The organism is Plasticicumulans acidivorans (assembly GCF_003182095.1).
In the GTDB taxonomy this organism is placed as follows: domain Bacteria; phylum Pseudomonadota; class Gammaproteobacteria; order Competibacterales; family Competibacteraceae; genus Plasticicumulans; species Plasticicumulans acidivorans.
Genome location: NZ_QGTJ01000013.1, coordinates 30,890 through 48,707, shown reverse-complemented (window position 1 = coordinate 48,707; position 17,818 = coordinate 30,890). Strand labels below are relative to the sequence as shown.

The 17,818-nt window shown below is 69.4% G+C and carries 13 protein-coding genes; 6 read left to right on the top strand and 7 right to left on the bottom strand.

Annotated features, from left to right (window positions below):
- Positions 1–19 precede the first annotated feature (19 nt).
- Complete coding sequence (locus C7443_RS17660) at positions 20–1,651, top strand: alpha-D-glucose phosphate-specific phosphoglucomutase (RefSeq protein WP_110020073.1); 1,632 nt, start codon at positions 20–22, stop codon at positions 1,649–1,651.
- A gap of 69 nt (positions 1,652–1,720) precedes the next feature.
- Here the strand turns inward: C7443_RS17660 and C7443_RS17655 are convergent, their stop codons facing one another.
- The 5 genes from C7443_RS17655 to C7443_RS17635 form a co-directional block, all read right to left on the bottom strand.
- Positions 1,721–3,097, bottom strand: coding sequence for a sigma 54-interacting transcriptional regulator (locus C7443_RS17655; RefSeq protein ID WP_110020071.1), 1,377 nt, complete (start codon positions 3,095–3,097; stop codon positions 1,721–1,723).
- Between the two features lie 281 nt (positions 3,098–3,378).
- The gene (locus tag C7443_RS17650; RefSeq protein ID WP_170123676.1) at positions 3,379–4,461 is read right to left on the bottom strand and encodes a PAS domain-containing protein; all 1,083 of its coding nucleotides are present in this window, start codon (positions 4,459–4,461) and stop codon (positions 3,379–3,381) included.
- 55 nt (positions 4,462–4,516) lie between these two features.
- On the bottom strand, positions 4,517–5,404 hold the full coding sequence (locus tag C7443_RS17645; RefSeq protein ID WP_110020206.1) for a phytanoyl-CoA dioxygenase family protein: 888 nt from the start codon (positions 5,402–5,404) through the stop codon (positions 4,517–4,519).
- Between the two features lie 71 nt (positions 5,405–5,475).
- Positions 5,476–6,942: a glutamine synthetase family protein gene (locus C7443_RS17640; protein ID WP_110020067.1), complete on the bottom strand. Its 1,467-nt coding sequence runs from the start codon at positions 6,940–6,942 to the stop codon at positions 5,476–5,478.
- Between the two features lie 43 nt (positions 6,943–6,985).
- Positions 6,986–8,314 (bottom strand): type I glutamate--ammonia ligase, encoded by a 1,329-nt coding sequence (locus tag C7443_RS17635; RefSeq protein ID WP_146213337.1) that lies wholly within the window; start codon positions 8,312–8,314, stop codon positions 6,986–6,988.
- Positions 8,315–8,885: 571 nt separating this feature from the next.
- Between C7443_RS17635 and C7443_RS17630 the strand changes: the two genes are divergently transcribed.
- From C7443_RS17630 to C7443_RS17615, 4 genes are all read left to right on the top strand, one after another.
- Entirely contained in the window at positions 8,886–10,370 is a 1,485-nt protein-coding gene (locus tag C7443_RS17630; RefSeq protein WP_110020063.1) for an APC family permease, read from the top strand.
- Between the two features lie 64 nt (positions 10,371–10,434).
- Positions 10,435–11,922, top strand: coding sequence for an aldehyde dehydrogenase (locus C7443_RS17625; RefSeq protein ID WP_110020062.1), 1,488 nt, complete (start codon positions 10,435–10,437; stop codon positions 11,920–11,922).
- Positions 11,904–12,668, top strand: coding sequence for a type 1 glutamine amidotransferase (locus C7443_RS17620; protein ID WP_110020060.1), 765 nt, complete (start codon positions 11,904–11,906; stop codon positions 12,666–12,668). The genes C7443_RS17625 and C7443_RS17620 overlap by 19 nt, the downstream gene beginning before the upstream one ends.
- A gap of 92 nt (positions 12,669–12,760) precedes the next feature.
- Positions 12,761–16,342 carry a metallophosphoesterase gene (locus C7443_RS17615; protein ID WP_110020058.1) on the top strand — a complete coding sequence of 1,194 codons (3,582 nt, stop codon included), beginning with the start codon at positions 12,761–12,763 and terminating at the stop codon, positions 16,340–16,342.
- A gap of 38 nt (positions 16,343–16,380) precedes the next feature.
- Here C7443_RS17615 and C7443_RS17610 read toward each other — a convergent pair whose 3' ends face one another.
- Both C7443_RS17610 and C7443_RS17605 read right to left on the bottom strand, forming a co-directional pair.
- Entirely contained in the window at positions 16,381–16,845 is a 465-nt protein-coding gene (locus C7443_RS17610; RefSeq protein ID WP_110020056.1) for a hypothetical protein, read from the bottom strand.
- Positions 16,846–16,863: 18 nt separating this feature from the next.
- On the bottom strand, positions 16,864–17,232 hold the full coding sequence (locus C7443_RS17605; RefSeq protein WP_110020054.1) for an antibiotic biosynthesis monooxygenase family protein: 369 nt from the start codon (positions 17,230–17,232) through the stop codon (positions 16,864–16,866).
- 97 nt (positions 17,233–17,329) lie between these two features.
- Here C7443_RS17605 and C7443_RS17600 point away from each other — a divergent pair, with 97 nt between their 5' ends.
- Positions 17,330–17,803, top strand: coding sequence for a MarR family winged helix-turn-helix transcriptional regulator (locus C7443_RS17600; protein ID WP_110020204.1), 474 nt, complete (start codon positions 17,330–17,332; stop codon positions 17,801–17,803).
- Positions 17,804–17,818: the final 15 nt, after the last annotated feature.

The window sequence follows — 17,818 nt, the reverse complement described above, 5'->3', positions numbered from 1 at the left end:
ACTCATGCAAGGGAGCCCCATGAGCATCCAGAGCGTCGCCACCCGGCCATTCTCCGGCCAGAAACCCGGTACTTCGGGCCTGCGCAAGAAGGTCAGCGTGTTCCGCCAGCCGCATTACCTGGAGAACTTCGTGCAGTCGATCTTCGACACCGTGCCCGAGCTGCGCGGCGGCACGCTGGTGCTCGGTGGCGACGGCCGCTACTACAACCGCGTGGCGGTGCAGACCATCCTGCGCATGGCGGCGGCCAACGGTGTGGCGCAGGTGCTGGTCGGTCAGGGCGGCCTGCTGTCGACGCCGGCGGTGTCCTGCGTGATCCGCACCCGCGGCGCCACCGGCGGCATCGTGCTCTCGGCCTCGCACAATCCCGGCGGGCCGGATGAGGACTTCGGCATCAAGTACAACGTCAGCAACGGCGGTCCGGCCCCGGAGAAGATCACCGAGGCGATCCACGCCCGCACCGAGGCGATCGAGGTCTACCGCACCGTCGACGCCGCCGAGCTCGATCTCGACACGCTCGGCAGCACCGAACTGGCCGGCATGAGCGTCGAGGTCATCGATCCGGTCGCCGACTACGCGGCGCTGATGGAAAAGCTGTTCGACTTCGGCGCGATCCGCGCGCTGTTCGCCAGCGGCTTTCGCATGCGCTTCGACGCGATGAACGCGATCACCGGCCCCTACGCCCACGAAATCCTCGAAGGCCGCCTCGGTGCGCCGGCCGGCACCGTGGTGCGCGGCACGCCGCTGGAGGACTTCGGCGGCGCTCACCCGGACCCGAACCTGGTCCACGCGCACGATCTGGTCGAGCTGATGATGGGCGCCGGGGCGCCGGACTTCGGCGCCGCCTCCGACGGTGACGGCGACCGCAACATGATCCTCGGCCGCGGCTTCTATGTGACGCCGTCGGATTCGCTGGCGGTGCTCGCCGCCAATGCCACGCTGATCCCGGCCTATGCCGGCGGCCTCAAGGGCGTGGCGCGTTCGATGCCGACCTCGATGGCGGTCGATCGCGTCGCCGCCGCGCTCGGCCTGAACTGCTACGAGACGCCGACCGGCTGGAAGTTCTTCGGCAACCTGCTCGACGCCGGCTGCATCACCTTCTGCGGCGAGGAGAGCTTCGGCACCGGTTCCGACCACGTGCGCGAGAAGGACGGCCTGTGGGCGGTGCTGGCCTGGCTCAACGTGCTGGCGGTGCGCCGCGAGCCGCTCGCCGACATCGTGCGTGCGCACTGGGCGAGCTACGGGCGCAACGTCTACACCCGCCACGACTACGAGGGCATCGACAGCGCCGTCGCCGACGAGCTGATGGCCGACCTGCGCGCCAGTCTGCAAAGCCTGCCGGGCTGCGTGCTCGACGGCCTCAGCGTCACCAGCGCCGATGACTTCACCTACACCGATCCGGTCGACGGCAGCGTCAGCCGCAAGCAGGGCGTGCGCGTCGCCTTCTCCGATGATTCGCGCATCGTCTACCGCCTGTCCGGCACTGGCACCCAGGGCGCGACGCTGCGCGTCTACATCGAGCGCCACGAGGCCGATGCCGACAAACACGGCCTCGATCCGCAGCAGGCGCTGGCCGCGCTGATCGTGCTGGCCGACCGCATCGCCGGCATCACCAGCCGCACCGGCCGCCCGGCGCCGGATGTCATCACCTGATGCGCTGAATCCCGCGCCAGGACAAACGCCCGGGCCGTGACGGTCCGGGCGTTTTTTATGGCTGCGGTTTCAGGCGCGGGCGAGTTTGCGGATCAGCGTGGCGACGTCGATGCCGAGGCGGCGCGCCGCTTCGCGCTTGCTGGCGGCGCCAGCGAGCGTGGCGCTGATCAGCTCGCGTTCGTAGCGGGCCACGCGCGTGCGCAGATCGGCGTCATCGTCGATGGCCGGCGCCGTGAAGGCCGCGACCGGGTCGGCGGCAGGCCGGGCGGCCGGCGCCAGCTCGTCCGGCAGGTGCATCAGGTCGGCGACGCCGTCGGCGACCACCGCCAGGTATTCGAGCAGGTTGGCCAGCTCGCGGACATTGCCGGGAAAGCGGTAGCGGTCGAGCCAGGCACGCAGCGCCGGGCTCAGCCGCAGCGGCTGTTCGCGGCCACGGCAGACCTCGGCGAGCAGGGCGTCGATCAGCTGGGCTCGATCGGGCGAATCGCGCAGCGCCGGCACCCGCAGCGTGACCACGGCGAGACGGTAGTAGAGGTCCTCGCGGAACTGGCCGGCGGCGGACAGGGTTTTCAGCTCGCGGTTGGTGGCGGCGATGACGCGCACGCTGACGCTGCGCCCGCTGCTGGCGCCGACCGGCACGACGATGCCGTCGTCGAGGAATTTCAGCAGCTTGGCCTGGCTCGCCGGCGGCAGCTCGCCGATTTCATCGAGGAACAGCGTGCCGCCGTCGGCACTCTCGATCAGCCCGCGCTTGCCGGCATTGAGCGCGCCGGAAAATGCCCCGCGCACGTAGCCGAACAGCTCGGACTCGAACAGCGTCTCCGGGATGCCGCCGCAGTTGACGTGGATGAAGGGCGCGTCGGCGCTGGCGCAGGCGTGGATGCGCTTGGCCAGTGCGGTCTTGCCGCTGCCGGATTCACCGAGCAGCAGCACGCGGGCGCCGCGGGCATGGGCGCGCATGCCGAGTTCGAGCAGCCGGGCGTGGACATCGTCGCCGCGCGGCGCTTCGACGCTGGCGGCCGGCGCCGGCTCGCTGTCGGCATCGGCGGCGTCGCGCAGCACCCATAAGCGCGTGCCGTCCTCGAAGGCCTGGCGGTCGACCAGATAGGTGCGGCCGCTGCGCCGCGAGCAGAGCACGCCGCCGCGGCCGTCGGCATCACCGAGCAGCGGTGAGAAGTCGAGTGCGCTGCGTCGGCTGAGCAGGGCGAGATCCATGCCGACGACGCCGGCGCCGTCGAGGCCGAGGCAGCGCTCGGCATAGGCGTTGACCAGCGTGATGCGGCCACCGGCGTCGCACAGCAGCAGGCCGAGCGGCAGACGGTCGCAGATGCCGTGCAGCAGGCTGGTGGCATCGCCGACGCCGGGCAGGCTGGCGGCGAGCGGCAGCGCGGCACCGAAGCCCATCGACTGGCGTTCGCGCGGCAGGGCGGTCTGCGGCTGGTTCATCGGGGCGGACTCCTCGGACTCGGCGGGCACCGTGGCGGCGGTGCATCGCAGGCGGCTCGCGTCGCGGGCTGGAAGCTCCAGCTTTTAGTCCAAGTCCGGCGCGGCCGGTAGGAAACGCCTGTCCATAGCGTTTCGTGACCAGTGCTGCCATCAAGTCAAAGCAAAACCCGAGCCACTGCAAAAAATGCCGGCAAGCAGCTGATCTGCAGAGGAGAAATGGGTCGCGCAGGGCGCGGGCGCGCCGCCGGCGTGCAGGGTCTGCCCGCGTGCGGGGCAGCGGTTCAGTCGGCGCTGGCGAGGCGGTGCAGCAGCAGCAGCGTCGCCGGGCCGGCGGGCAGCGCCAGCGTCGTCGCCAGCCCCTGCCAGGTGTGCAGGCCGCCGCTGCCGTCCGGCAGCACGACGACGCCCTGACCGTGTTCGGCGATCGGCTTGACCCAGGCGCGCATGGCGCGCTCGTCGAGCCCGGCACACAGCCGCGCGGCGGCGGCGTTGCGCCACAGCAGGTGCTGCGCGGCGTCGACCGCGAGCAGCGGTTCGGCGCTGTGTTCGAGCGCGGCGAAGGGTGTGTCGGCCGCCGGCCGGTGCTCGCGGACGTTGCCCCACAGCCGCAGCAGCTGGGCGCCGTCGATGTCGGCGCGCACGTCGTTGTCGACGACGATCGGTGTGCCGTCGTGACGGCGGTCGACCGAGACGGCATGGTCGAGGCAGAAGCGGTGGCGGATCAGCCGGCGCACGAAGGTTTCGTTCTCCGGGCTGCGCGGCCAGTACAGGCGCACGTGACGCTCGGTGAGATCGGTGTCCGGCGGCAGGCCGTAGACGCGCGCCATCGCGCGGTTGAACACCCGCCAGTAGCTGCGGTGGGCGAACACCTGGCGCAGGACTTCCTCTTCCGGCTGGTCGAGGTCGACCGGCTCCAGGTATTCGATGCACCAATGGCCTTCGCTGGCCTGCTCGATGATGCCGTCGCTGAGCGCGAGGCCCTGTTCCAGGCTGCTCAGGCGCTGCTCGATCGCGCCGAGCGGCACCTTGGCCAGATGCAGCTCGCTGCGGCCGTCACGGCCGCGCTCGCCGGCGGCGGTGGCGGCGACGCGCAGCAGCGCGCCGTCAGCGCCGAGCAGGCCGAGTTCGAGCGTCGGCAGTGCCGGCGTGCCGGCGCGCAGCACGTGGCGCAGCACGCGTGCCGATTCGGCGCTGTAGACCTCTTCGAGGCGCCGGCCGGCGAGGGCGCCGGCGGGCTGGCCGAGTGCCGCGTGCTGCGCCGGGTTGGCCCAGCGGATGCGGCCGTCGGCGCCGATGACGTCGAGCCACAGCGCCAGGTGCTCGCTCTGGAACGGATGGCTCGATTCCACGCCCAGCACTGTCATCAACACACAACACCTCTCGCCGTGAATGGCCGCCGTCCGTCGCCTGCCGTGCGTCTCAGGCTGCCGCCTGCGCCGCCGCGCCACTCCAGCCGTGTGCGATGTAGTCATCGAGGCCCGGCGTGCGGTAACCGCTTTCGTGCCAGGTGATCGGGAAGTAGTTCTCGTCGACGACATCGGAGCCGAAGTGCATGTAGCGCGAATACACCGGCCCGGTTCCCTTCATGAAGCCGGCCGGATTGTAGCGGACATCGGCGGCGCAGCAGTGAATGGCCAGGCTGCGGCGGTGCTGGTCGCTGCGGTTGACGCGCGAGCCGTGCCAGGTCCAGCCGCTGTGGAAGGCGACGCCGCCCGGCGGCACCACCACCGGTACCAGGTCGAGCGTTTCGCCGCGCGCCTCGGCCCATTCGCGGGCTTCGCGCAGATCGTCGTCGGGGCCGTGGAACTGCAGGATCGGCGCGGCGTTGCCCCAGCGGTGCGAGCCGCGCACGTACATGATCGGGCCGCCGTCGGCGCTGGTCTGGTCGAGCGAGACCCAGCAGGTCACCAGCTCCGGGCGGTCCAGCCAGTAGAGGTAGGCACTGTCCTGATGAAAGCCGATCGGCCGGCCCGCCGGCGGCTTCCACAGCACGTTGTCGACCACCAGCCGCGTGCCGCTGAAACCGGCGAGCTGGGCGATGGCGCGGCCGACCTCGGCCTTGAAGCTGAGGCTGGCGATGGTGCGGTCGCCGCGCCAGCCGTTGCAGATCTGCTGCGTGTACGGCGGGTCGCCCTGCGGCAGGTTGACTTCATCCGGGCGCATGCCGGTTTCGAAGTCCTGCTGCAGGAACAGCGGCTCGAAGCGCGAGCGCACGCGCTCGACGAGATCGAGGTCGATGGCCTTCTCGACGATGAGAAAACCGTCCTCGCGGAACTGGGCGATCTGGGCGGGGGTGAGTTCGAGCATCGGGGAGTCTCCGTGACGATGAGGATGAACGCCGCGGCGCCCGCTGCGGGCGCCGCACGCGGGCGGCGGGCTCAGGGCAGGTATTCGAGGTAGCGCTGGAAGTCCCACTCGGTGACGGTGGCGTTGAAGCGTTCCCACTCGTCGCGCTTGAGATGCATGAACACGCGATACATATCGCCGGGCAGCGCCGAGCGGATGACCTCGTCGCCGTCGAGCGCATCGAGCGCGCAGCCGAGCGTCATCGGCAGCTTGGCGACGGCTTTGCCGGCGCCGATCGCCTCGTAGATGTTGCGCTGCTCCGGCTCGCCCGGTGAAAGCTGCTCGTTGAGGCCGTGGTCGAAGGCGCGCAGCAGCGCGCTCGCCATCAGGTACGGGTTCACCATCGAGTCGACGGCGCGGTACTCCAGTCGCCCCGGTGCCGAGACGCGCACGGCGACGGTGCGGTTCTGGTAGCCCCAGTCGGCGTAGACCGGCGCCCAGAAGCCGAGGTCGTTGAGGCGGCGGTAGGAGTTGACCGTCGAGGCGCCGATCGCGGTCAGCGCCGGCAGGTGACGCATCATGCCGCCGATGCAGTGCAGCCCGGTCTGCGCCGGCATCCACTCGCCGGTGCCGCGGTCGAAATGGTTCTCGCCGCCGTAACGGTAGGTGAAGGACTCGGCCATGCCCGGCAGCTCGGTATCGTCGATGCGGCTGACCAGCCGGTCCTCGCCGCCGCTCCACAGCGAGACGTTGTGATGGCAGCCGTTGGCGGAGACGCCCATGAACGGCTTGCTCATAAAGGTGGCGATCAGCCCTTCCTCGCGGGCCACCTGCGCGCAGATCTGGCGGTAGGTGATGATGCGGTCGGCGGTGCGCAGCGCATCGTCGAAGGTGAAGTTCAGCTCCAGCTGGCCGGGCGCGTCCTCGTGGTCGCCCTGGATGACGTCGAGGCCCATGCGCCGCGCGTAGTCCATGACCTTCTGGATCACCGGCGCGAGCTGCTGGAACTGCTCGATGTGGTAGGCGTTGGGCCGCGTGGTGCCGCCGGCGTAGCCGCCGTCGGCGCCGCGTTTGAGCCACATCATCTCCGGCTCCAGCCCCATGCGCAGCTGCAGACCGTGGCGCTGCTGGAAGTCCTGATGGATGCGGCGCAGGTTGCCGCGGCAGTCGCTGCTGAGGAAGGCGCCGGGATTCTCCGGCTCGTCGCGGTTGCGGAACAGCGTGCAGTACACCCGCGCCCAGCGCGGATTCCACGGCAGCTGGCAGAAGGTTTCCGGGTCGGGGATCGCCACCAGCTCGGCGGCGTTGGCGGAATAGCCGATGTAGTCGCCGCGGCGGTCGGCGCAGACGTCGGCGACCGAGCCGTACCACAGCTGCACGCCCTTGTCGGCGGTGCTGCTCCAGTGCGCCGCCGGCACACCTTTGCCCATCACCCGGCCGGTGACGGAAATAAACTGGTAGACGACGTAGTCGATGCCGAGGCGGGCGATCTTTTCGTTGACGCGGGCGACGGCTTCGCGGCGGGCGGGGTCGGCGAGGTAGGTCTGCAGGTCAGTCATGGTACGGACTCCGGAGACGGGGCGGGAGGACGGTCGGGGGGATTCAGACGGCATCGAAGTAGCGCGCGCGTTCCTGCGCGCTGACGCAGCGGCGCAGCAGGGCGGCTTCGCGCAGGCGCGAGGCGGCGAAGTGGCTGACGAAGGCGTTGCCGAACAGCTCGCGGGCGACCAGGCTGGCGTCGAGCGCCACGGCGGCTTCGTGCAGGTCGCGCGGCAGCGGGCGCAGGCCGGCGGGCACGGTGTTGCGGGCATCGCCGGCGATCGGCGCCGGCGGCGTCAGCCGGTGCTCGATGCCGTAGAGGCCGGCGGCGAGCAGCATCGCCAGGCCGAGGTAGGGGTTGACGTCGGCGCCCGGCAGGCGGAATTCGAGGCGGCTGCCGCCGTCGCCGGCGGACACCGCGCGGATCGCCGTCGAATAGTTCTCGATGCCCCAGCTCGGCGTGCGCGGCGCCCAGTTCGGCGGGCTCAGCCGCCGCCAGGCGTTGACGGTGTGCAGCGGCAGCGCCGCCAGCTCCGGCAGCAGCTGCAGCACGCCGGCGATGAAGTGACCGAGGGTGGTGCTCAGGCCGTTGGCGCTGCCGGCGTCGTGGAAGCGGTTGGCGCCGTGCGCATCGTGCAGCGACAGGTGGATGTGGCCGGACAGGCCCGGCGCGCCGGCATCGGCCTGCGCCATGAAGCAGGCGCTCTGTCCGCGCTGGCGGAACCAGGCCTTGGTGAAGGTCTTGAACAGCAGCGCCTCGTCGGCGGCGCGCAGCGGTGCGGTGGCGCTCAGCGTCGCCTCCAGGCAGCCGGGGCCGAGTTCCATGCCGATGGCGTAGGGGCGGATGCCGGCGCTGCGCAGCAGCTCGTCGAGGCCGGCGACGGTGACGGCCTCGGCGGCGGCGGTGACGCCGTCCCAGCAGCGGTTCTCGACCGCCCAGGCCGGCGCCGCGCTCCAGTCACGGGCGCGCTGCTGCACGCCGTCGGCGGCCTGCACCAGCCACTCGAACTCGAAGGCAGCGAGCACCGTGTGGCCGAGGTGCGCGGCGCGCTCGATCTGCCGGCGCAGCAGGGCCCGCGGCGACAGCGCCGCCGAGTCGCCGGCGTAGTCGGCGAACACCAGCGCCGCGCCGGCTTCGAACGGGTAGGGGCGCACGCTGTCGGCGTCGATCTCCAGCGGCTCGCCGACGAACGGCACCTCGTTGAACACGCTGTCGCCGATGTCCCAGTGCGGCAGCACGTTGCAGAAGCTCGGTGCCCGCCCGTCGAGGCTGTGCAGCGCGGCGATGGTCATGCGCCGTTCGCGGATGCCGCCTTCGGTGTCCGCGAGCATCAGATGCACGGCATCGACGCCATTGCCTTTCGCGGTGCTGATCCAGTCGTTTGCGCTCATGATGAAATCCGCTGCAATGCGTGGCTGATAAAAGCCGCTGATTCCGGCCGTAATGAAGAACACTCAAGACGATTGCCTTGAGTGCCTGTCGTCGAAATGGCTATTTCCACGAAGCGTGCCAAATGCCGGTCGATGCTTTTGCGCGGCAGCTGAATAAAGACCTTAATTCAAGCGTTTTCGCGGTTTATATCGACTGAAGCGCAGGGCCGTGCCGTGGCTAATTCAGCGGAGCAATGACGGCGCCTGCCGGTGATGGCGCTGCGCGGGCGGCGCTGCTGCTGCAGATTTGCAGCAGCCCTGCTGCAGCGGCGCAGCAGTGCCGCAGAAATGCAGCAGTGCTGCGGCTTCAGCGGTGATAACCGGGGGCGCGGCGCCAGCCGGCAGGCGGCTCTGGTGCCGGCCACCGGGCAGTTTCGGCTTTGGCATCGATTTCGCTAATTAGCCATTGCCCGTTTTTTCGACGGCGTCATTCAAGCGTTTTGAAAGCTGCCGGCGCCGCTCGCTGTGTCATCAGGAATGACATAAAGCCGTTACCGTTCCTTGTTAAAAAGCCTGCACGGGAGTTACGCACATGAGCAGTCCGCAACATCCCTCCGCCACCGATGCCGATTCCGCCCAGCTCGCCAGTCTGGGCTATCAATCGGAATTCCGCCGCGATATGAGCATGTGGGCGAATTTCGCCCTCGGCTTTACGTATCTGTCGCCGGTCGTCGGTATTTATTCGGTATTCGGCATTGCGCTGGCGATGGCCGGCCCGCCGATGATCTGGTCGCTGCTGATCGTCGGCCTCGGCCAGTGGCTGGTGTCGCTGGTGTTCGGCGAGATCGTCTCGCAGTACCCGATTGCCGGTGGCGTCTACCCCTGGGCACGGCGGCTGTGGGGCACGCGCTGGGCGTGGATGACCGGCTGGGTCTACAACTGGGCGCTGCTGATCACCATCGCCGGCGTCGCCTTCTCCTCGGGCGTGTACCTGTCGGCGCTGCTCGGCCTGGAGCCGTCTTCGTTCAGTAACGTCATCTGCGGCATCGGCATGATCGGCTTCGCCACCGTCGTCAACCTGCTCGGCACCCGGGTGCTGGCCTTCGTCGCGCTGCTCGGCTTCGCCGCGGAGCTGCTCGGCGCGCTGTTCGTCGGCGGCTGGTTGCTGCTGTTCCACCAGCATCAGGGCTTTGCCGCGCTGTTCGACAGCTTCGGCGCCGCCAGCATCCACGGCAGCGACTACCTGCCGCTGTTCCTCGGTGCCAGCATCATCGGCATCTTCCAGTACTACGGCTTCGAGGCCTGCGGCGACGTTGCCGAGGAAGTGCAGGACCCGACGCGGCGCATTCCGCGTTCGATGCGCCTGACCATCTACATCGGCGGCGCGGCGGCGACCTTCGTCTGCTTCGCGCTGATCGCTGCAGTGCCGGACATCGGCGCGGTGCTGCGCGGCGAGGTCGCCGATCCGGTCGGCGCGATCATGGGCGATGCCTTCGGCCCGGTCGGCACCCGGCTGGTCTACGCGGTGGTGCTGCTGTCGTTCATCTCCTGCGTGCTCAGCCTGCAGGCGGCGGCGAGCCGGCTGCTCTACGCCTTCGGCCGCGACCGCATGATCGCCGGCGGCGCCTGGCTGGCGCACTTCGACCACGTCCGCCACGTGCCGCCGTATGCGCTGCTGGTGGCCTGCGTGCTGCCGATGGGCATGGTGGTGCTGTCGCTGCTGTCGGAATCGGCGCTGCTGAAGATGGTGAGCTGGGCCTCGCTCGGCATCTACATCGCCTTCCAGATGGTGGTGCTGGCGGCGCTGCGTGCCCGCCTGCGCGGCTGGCAGCCGAGCGGCGCCTTCCGCCTCGGCGCCTGGGGCCTGCCGGTCAACCTCGCCGCGCTGGCCTACGGCGTGTGTGCGATCACCGTCATCGCCTGGCCGTGGGACGCCAGCCTTGTCTGGTACGACAAGTACTTCCTTGAACTGATGTCGATCGGCGGCCTGCTGCTCGGTTACGCCTACATGCGGGTGACGTCGGTGCACGCCCGTGTCGATGCTCCGGCCGGTGACGCGCTCGCCAGCCATGCCTGAGTCGGCTCCCCCGAGCCCGTCTGCGGGCGGCGCACGCCGCCCGCCCTTTTGCGGAGTCCCCCCGATGTTCAAGACCCAGCCCGACTGGCACGCCCGTGCCGCCACCGTGGCGCTGCCGCGGCACCTGCTGATCGACGGCCGCGCGCTGCCCGCCGCCAGCGGTGAAACCTTCGACTGCATCAGCCCGATCGACGGCCGCCTGCTGACGCAGATCCCCGCCGGCGATGCCGCCGATGTCGACCTGGCGGTGGCCGCCGCCCGCCGCGCCTTTGACGATGGTCGCTGGTCGGCGCAGCCGCCGGCGGCGCGCAAGCGCACGCTGCTGGCCTTCGCCGAGCTGATCGCCGCGCACACCGACGAGCTGGCGCTGCTCGAAACCCTGGACATGGGCAAGCCGATCGCCGACAGCCTGGCGGTCGACGTGCGTGCCACCGTCGACACCTTCCGCTGGTATGCCGAGGCGATCGACAAGGTCTACGACGAGATTGCGCCGACCGCCGCCGACAGCCTGGCGCTGGTCTGCCGCGAGCCGCTCGGCGTGGTCGCCGCGGTGGTGCCGTGGAACTTCCCGATGATGATGGCGGCGTGGAAGCTCGCGCCGGCGCTGGCGGCCGGCAACTCGGTGGTGCTCAAGCCGGCCGAGCAGTCGCCGCTGACGGCGATCCGCCTCGGCGAGCTGGCGCTCGAAGCCGGCCTGCCGCCGGGCGTGTTCAACGTCGTCACCGGTTTCGGCCCGAGCGCCGGGCGCGCGCTCGGTATGCACGCCGACGTCGACGGCGTGTTCTTCACCGGCTCGACCGAGGTCGGCAAGCTGTTCCTGCAGTATTCCGGGCAGTCGAACATGAAACGCGTCGGCCTCGAATGCGGCGGCAAGTCGCCGCACATCGTGCTCGCCGACTGCGGCGACCCGGAGACCGCGGCGGCGGCGGTGGCCGGCGGCATCTTCTTCAATCAGGGTGAGATGTGCACCGCCGGTTCGCGGCTGATCGTGCACCGCTCGCTGCATGATCGCGTGCTCGATGGCATCCTCGCCGCCGCCGCCGAGGTGCAGCCCGGCGACCCGCTCGATCCGGCGACCCGCCTCGGCGCGCTGGTCGACGAGAGCCACACCCGGCGCGTGCTCGACTACATCGACATCGGCCGCGCTGAAGGCGCGCGGCTGGCCTGCGGCGGCGAGCGCCTGGCGGGCCGCGGCTGCTACGTGCAGCCGACGGTGTTCGACGGCGTCGACAACCGCATGCGCATCGCCCAGGAGGAAATCTTCGGCCCGGTGCTCAGCGTCATCAGCGTCGACAGTGCTGCCGAGGCGCTGGCCGTCGCCAACGACACCTGCTACGGCCTCGCCGCCGCGCTGTGGAGCGATAACATCGACACCGTGCACCGCATGGCGCGCGGCCTGCGCGCTGGCGTGGTCTACGTCAACTGCTACGACGCCGACGACCTCACCGTGCCGTTCGGCGGCTACAAGCAGTCCGGCATCGGCCGCGACAAATCGCTGCACGCGCTCGATAAATACACGGAGTTGAAAAGCACATGGATACGCCTGCGCTGATTGCACCGCGGCGGATCGGCATCCTCGAAGCCGACCGCCCGGCCCCCGCCATCGCCGCCCGCTATGGCAGCTACGCCGAACGCTTCGCCGCGCTGTTCGGCGCTGCCGCCGACGGCCGCTGGCGCTTTCGCCAGTACGCGGTGTACGCGGGCGAGCTGCCGGCGAGCGCCGACGAATGCGCCGGCTGGCTGCTCACCGGCTCGCGCCACGGCGTCTACGACGCGCTGCCGTGGATGGCGCCGCTGGCGCAGTTCCTGCGCCGTGTGGTCGGCGCCGGCGTGCCGCTCGCCGGCATCTGCTTCGGCCACCAGATCCTCGCCCACGCCCTCGGCGGCACGGTGGAAAAATCCAGCCGCGGCTGGGGCCTCGGCCCGCATCGCTACGCGCTGCGTGACGGCTACCCGTGGATGGACGGCGACGAAGGCGGCCAGCTCTGCCTCAACGCCGTGCATCAGGATCAGGTGACGGTGGCGCCGCCCGGCGCCGAGGTGCTCGCCGGCTCGGACTTCTGCCCGCACGCCGCGCTGCTCTACGGCGACTGCGCGCTGAGCTTCCAGGCGCACCCGGAATTCGACCGCGCCTTCGAGACCGCGCTGCTCACCTACCTGCGCGACGAGCGCGGCGTTCTCGATCCCACGCACACCGCCGCCGCCCTCGACGCCCTGGCCGACCCGGCGCTGCAGCTCGACTCGGCGCGCGTCGCCCGCTGGGTGGTGCGCTTCTTCGAGCAGCGCTGGGCCGGCTGAAGCCACGCACGGCGGCATCGAGTGGCGCGCGGCATGGCAGGCCGCCGGTGCCCGCGCTACAAGGGCTCATCGTCGTGAAGGGAGTGGCACCGATGAGCCTGCATCGCCTGCGTCTGTTGCATATCACCGACCTGCACATGCGCGGCCCGCGCGAAACCGAGCACTGGCGCCGGCGGCGTGTGCTGGGGAAGGCGTGGCTGGATAATCTCGATGCGATCGGCCAGATCGATCTGGTCTGCTTTACCGGCGATCTCGCTGACTGGGGCCAAGCTGAGGAATATGCCGCCGCTGGGGAATTCCTCGACGCCACGCTCAGCCGCCTGAAGCTGTCACGTGAACGACTGTTCCTGGTGCCCGGTAATCACGATGTCGACCGCTCGATCGGAGCGGATGCATGGCAGACGCTGCGCACGCATCTGCCGCAGGTGACGGCGCAGACGGTGTCGCGCTGGCTGACGGGTGGCTCGGCGCCGTTCGGTTTTAGCGATGCACAGCGTGATGCCGTGCTGGCGCGGCGCTCGGCGTACCTGGCGTTTTTGCGCGATTTCGGCCTGCCGCATCTGCTGCCGGAGGCTGGGCAGGCGCATCCGCATCTCGGCTGGCGCTGCACGCTGGACGTGGGATACCCGCTGCAGCTGATCGGCCTCGACAGCGCCTGGCTTGCCGGCGACGATGATGACGCTGGCAACCTGTGCCTGACCGAGGATCAGGTGATGCGCCATCTCTGCGATGAGCGTGGTGAGGCATTGCCCGGCCTGCGCATCGCGCTGCTGCATCATCCGCTCGAAGATTTGGCCGATGGCGCCGACTGTCGTCGCCTGCTCGCCGAGCATGTCGACGTGCTGCTGCGCGGCCATCTGCACGACACCGAGCCGAGCCTGTGGGCCGATCCCGATCGCCGGCTGGCGCAACTGGCGAGCGGCTGCCTGTACGAGGGCCACGGCGCCGATGCCTACCCGAATGCCTGCGTCGTCCTCGAACTGCGGCTCGACGCGGCTGGCCGGCCGCAGCGCGCTGATCTGCAGTTGCGCGGCTGGTCGTCTCGCGGCCACTGGTGCAACGACAACAGCCTGTACCGCGATACGCGCGACGGTCACCTGCCGTGGTGGGGGACGCCGCAGCCGCTGCGCCCGCGTGTTGAAAACCTCTTCGTCGGTCGTGAGGAAGAACTGACCCAACTGGCCGAGGCGCTGTTGCCGGCGCTGGGCGCCGTGCAGCCGGTTGCGGTATGTGCGTTGCAGGGCATGGCCGGTATCGGCAAATCGTATCTGATCGACCGTTTTCACCAGCAGCATGAGGCGGCGTTTCCCGGTGGCTACCTGCACCTGACGCTCGATCCCGCAGTGACCCCCACGCTGTCGAGCTTGCGCAATCAACTGCTGGCGTTGCTCGATCGGCCCGGTGGCGCCGATCCGCAGGTGACGCTGCGTACCCGGCTGCTCGATGGTCCGGCACTGCTGCATATCGACAACGTCGATGCCGAGCCGCTCGCCGAGGCCATCGTCGAGCTGGTGGCAGAGTTGGCGGACTGTCCGCTGGTGGTCAGCGGCCGGCTGCTCAGCCTGAAAGCGGTCGCTGGCTGGCGCGCACTCGAACTCGGCGTGCTGGCGCTGCCGGTGGCGGTCGAGCAGTTGCGCCAGGAGCTCGGCACGGTGTCGGTGGTGGCGGCCGATCTGGAGCGGCTGGCGCAGGCCCTCGGCTGCCTGCCGCTGGCGCTGCATCTGGCGGCCAGCCACCTGCGCCTGGGGCGCTCGGTCGATGGCTTTCTGCACGAATTGGATCAGAGCCGCCTGCAGCTTGCGTCGCGGGTGCCCGGAGAGCGGCGCGATCCACGGCAGGTTTCACTGCACGCCACGTTTCAGATTTCGCTGGAGCTGCTCCGCGAGCGGCTCGGTGCGCGAGCGGCTGACTACCTGCCGGGTTTGCAGGCCCTCGGCCATGCCCCTGCCGGCGGCGTGCTGGCCGAGCTGGGGGCGGCGATCAGCGGCCTGACGGAGGAGGACTTCGAGCAGTTATGCGTCGAGGCCTACACCCTCGGCCTGCTAGAGCGCGATCCGCAGCAGTTTGCGCGCGTGCGCCTGCACCCTTTGCTGGCGCAGTGGCTGCGGACCGATACGGAGGCGGCGGTGGTGCAGCGGATGACTGAGTGGTTCTGTGCACGCTTACCGGAGCAGCCGGAGCATGCTGAACTGCAGGGCAAGCAGTGGCGGGCGATCCAGCAGGAGTCGGCGGCGCTGGTGCACTGGCTGGCGCGGGTGCCTGCGGCCGATGCGGTGCGAGTCGAGCGCGCCGGCGTCGCCTATGCGCAGCTCAACGGTCCGTTCGCGGCTTGGCAGACCTTCTGCGAAACCCAGCTGGGCTGCGTTGGTAGCGAAGAGGAGCATTCCAACCTGTTGTTGACTTTGAGCAATATGGCGTTCCGCTCCGGGGATCTGAGCCGGGCGCTGACCGCCGCGCGGGAAAAGTGTGGTCTGGATGCCAAGCGCGGTGCCATCCGAGAGCTCGTTTTGGCACTGAGCCAGATCGCTGACATCCTGCAAGCACGTGGGGCGTTGGATGAGGCGCTGCGCTTGCTGCGCGAAGAGGCGCTACCGAATTTTGAGCGCCTGTGTGACGTGCGCTCGAAGGCGGCGGTGCAGGGCAAGATCGCGGACATCCTGCAAGCGTGCGGGGATCTCGATGAGGCGCTGTGCCTGCTGCGCGAAGAGGTACTGCCGAGTTTTGAGCGCCTGGGCGACCTGCGTGAGGAGGCGGTGACGCAGGGCCAGATTGCGGACATCCTGCAAGCGCGCGGTGAGCTCGATGAGGCGCTGCGCATCCGCGAGCAGGAGGAGTTGCCGGTCTATGAGCGTCTGGGCGACGTGCACTCGAAGGCGGTGACGCAGGGTCGGATCGCGGACATCCTGCAAACGCGCGGGGATCTCGATGAGGCGCTGCGCATCCGCGAGCAGGAGGAGTTGCCGGTCTACGAGCGCCTGGGCGACGTGCGCGCGAAGGCAGCGACACAGGGCAAGATCGCGGACATCCTGCAAGCGCGCGGGGAGCCCGATGAGGCGCTGCGCCTGCTGCGCGAAGAGGTACTGCCGAGTTTTGAACGCCTGGGCGCGGTGCGCGAGAAGGCGGTGACGCAGGGCAAGATCGCGGACATCCTGCAAGCGCGCGGTGAGCTCGATGAGGCGCTGCGCATTCGTGAGCAATGGGAGCTACCGGTCTACGAGCGCTTGGGCGCGGTGCGCGAGGCGGCGGTGACGCAGGGCAAGATCGCGAACATCCTGCAAGCGCGCGGTGAGCTCGATGAGGCGTTCGCACTGCATGAGCAGCGTTTGCCGCTCGCACAGCGGCTGCGTGATCCCGACTTGCTGGCACATATCCGTTGGTCGATGGCACGTATCCGTCTGGAGCGTGGCGAGTGGGAGACGGGCGGGGCACAGACGATTCGGGCTGAACTCACCGAAGCCTTTGAACTGTATTCGCAGTTGCGGCGGCCGGACGGCATCGGGATGTCCGGCTGGCGACTGGCGCAGGTATTGGCCGGCTTTGGTGAGTACGCCGAAGCGCTTACGGTGCTGGCGGCGGCGGAGGCGGGGTTCCACACGTTGCAAAATCGTGAAGGGCTCGATGCCGTGGCGGACTTGCGCCAGCAGATTCACGCGGCGAGCGGCGGCAGTGCCTGAGTCGTGAGCGGGTCGGCGTAGGTTCGTGATCTGGCGCTTCAGCTCTCCTGCGCCGGTATGCGTGGCCGCCGCCGGCCGCTCAGTTGCAGGCCGGTGCGGACGTTCAGGCCGATCAGCGTGAGCTGGAGCAGGCCGACCAGCAGTTCGACGGCCTGGACGACGTAGAACGCCGTATCGAACTCGCCGAGCCCTGCCTTGTGGTCGAGCCACAGCGCGGCGGGGATCATCAGCAGCAGGCCGTTGAGGCCGAGCAGCGGCATGCGCCGCTTTTTGGCGTCGAGCAGCCGGCCGCTGCGGCCCCGGCCCAGCGCGAAGCCGCTGGCGCCGGTGGCGGCCATCGTCAGCAGCAGCGCGATCAGGCCGTAGCGGGCGATGGCGTGTTTGACGGCGACGACCGCATCCGCCCCGAGCAGCAGCTCGGCGACCAGGGTCGATGTCCAGAAGGTGGCGATCAGCAGCAGTGCGAGCGTCGCGCTGACGGCATGCAGGGTCGAGGTGTTCATCGGCGCCGGCTCCGTGGTTTAGGCCACACAGATGCCGGGCACGGCGATTTTCTGGAACAGGTGCGGCGTGGCCCTGGCCGAGGCCGGGTAGGCGGCGAGTCGGGCCTGGAATTCGGCATCGGCAAAGGCGGTGCGGAAGGCGGCGACCGATTCCCAGACGGCGTAGTTGAGGTAGCTCGGCTGCGGGCCGAGCGCGCGGTGCAGCTGCGTCGAGATGAAGCCCGGCTGCTGCTTCATGAAGGCGGCATCGTCCTGCCAGACTTGCAGGAAGGCCGGCTCGTCGGTCGGGTCGAGCGTGAACAGGTTGACCAGCACCACGGCGCTGGCATCGAGTTCGATCTGTTTGGCGATGGGGAAGACGGGGTCCAGCGGCTGGAGCAGGGCCATGACGAGTTCCTTGCGTGCGGTGAGTTTAATCATCAGACCAAATTGACATTATGGTGTCAATTTGGTCTGATGAATTTTATTCGACACAAGGTGCATGATGAGCGACAGCGAACGCACGCCGGCCGCGGCGGCCCTGACTGAACTGATCCTTGATCTGTTCCGCCTCAATAGCCGCATGCTGACGGCCGGTGACCGGCTGGTGGCCGGGCTGGGGCTGACCAGTGCGCGCTGGCAGGTGCTCGGTACCATCGTGGCCGCCGAGCGGCCGCAGCCGGTGGCCTGGCTGGCGCGCGACATGGGCGCCAACCGCCAGAACGTGCAGCGCATCGTCAACGATCTGATCAAGGAAGGGCTGGTCGAGCTGACGGCCAATCCGCACCACCGCCGCGCCGCGCACGTGCTGCTGACCGACAAGGGCCGGCAGGTCTACGCGGCGGCGATGAGCCTGCAGGTCCCGTGGGTCAACGGACTCGCCGAGGGGCTGCAGGTGGAGCAGATCGCGGCGATGCGCAGCGTCGTCGCGGTGCTGCGGCGGCGGCTGGAGGACGAGGGGACGGAAGACGCGCGCTGATGGCGGCGCGGTGGC

What these genes read in the sequence shown, in the direction of transcription:
- C7443_RS17660 (WP_110020073.1), top strand. Translation starts at nt 20, where the DNA reads ATGAGCATCCAGAGCGTCGCCACCCGGCCATTCTCCGGCCAGAAACCC.
- C7443_RS17655 (WP_110020071.1), bottom strand. Translation starts at nt 3,097, where the DNA reads ATGAACCAGCCGCAGACCGCCCTGCCGCGCGAACGCCAGTCGATGGGC.
- C7443_RS17650 (WP_170123676.1), bottom strand. Translation starts at nt 4,461, where the DNA reads ATGACAGTGCTGGGCGTGGAATCGAGCCATCCGTTCCAGAGCGAGCAC.
- C7443_RS17645 (WP_110020206.1), bottom strand. Translation starts at nt 5,404, where the DNA reads ATGCTCGAACTCACCCCCGCCCAGATCGCCCAGTTCCGCGAGGACGGT.
- C7443_RS17640 (WP_110020067.1), bottom strand. Translation starts at nt 6,942, where the DNA reads ATGACTGACCTGCAGACCTACCTCGCCGACCCCGCCCGCCGCGAAGCC.
- C7443_RS17635 (WP_146213337.1), bottom strand. Translation starts at nt 8,314, where the DNA reads ATGAGCGCAAACGACTGGATCAGCACCGCGAAAGGCAATGGCGTCGAT.
- C7443_RS17630 (WP_110020063.1), top strand. Translation starts at nt 8,886, where the DNA reads ATGAGCAGTCCGCAACATCCCTCCGCCACCGATGCCGATTCCGCCCAG.
- C7443_RS17625 (WP_110020062.1), top strand. Translation starts at nt 10,435, where the DNA reads ATGTTCAAGACCCAGCCCGACTGGCACGCCCGTGCCGCCACCGTGGCG.
- C7443_RS17620 (WP_110020060.1), top strand. Translation starts at nt 11,904, where the DNA reads ATGGATACGCCTGCGCTGATTGCACCGCGGCGGATCGGCATCCTCGAA.
- C7443_RS17615 (WP_110020058.1), top strand. Translation starts at nt 12,761, where the DNA reads ATGAGCCTGCATCGCCTGCGTCTGTTGCATATCACCGACCTGCACATG.
- C7443_RS17610 (WP_110020056.1), bottom strand. Translation starts at nt 16,845, where the DNA reads ATGAACACCTCGACCCTGCATGCCGTCAGCGCGACGCTCGCACTGCTG.
- C7443_RS17605 (WP_110020054.1), bottom strand. Translation starts at nt 17,232, where the DNA reads ATGGCCCTGCTCCAGCCGCTGGACCCCGTCTTCCCCATCGCCAAACAG.
- C7443_RS17600 (WP_110020204.1), top strand. Translation starts at nt 17,330, where the DNA reads ATGAGCGACAGCGAACGCACGCCGGCCGCGGCGGCCCTGACTGAACTG.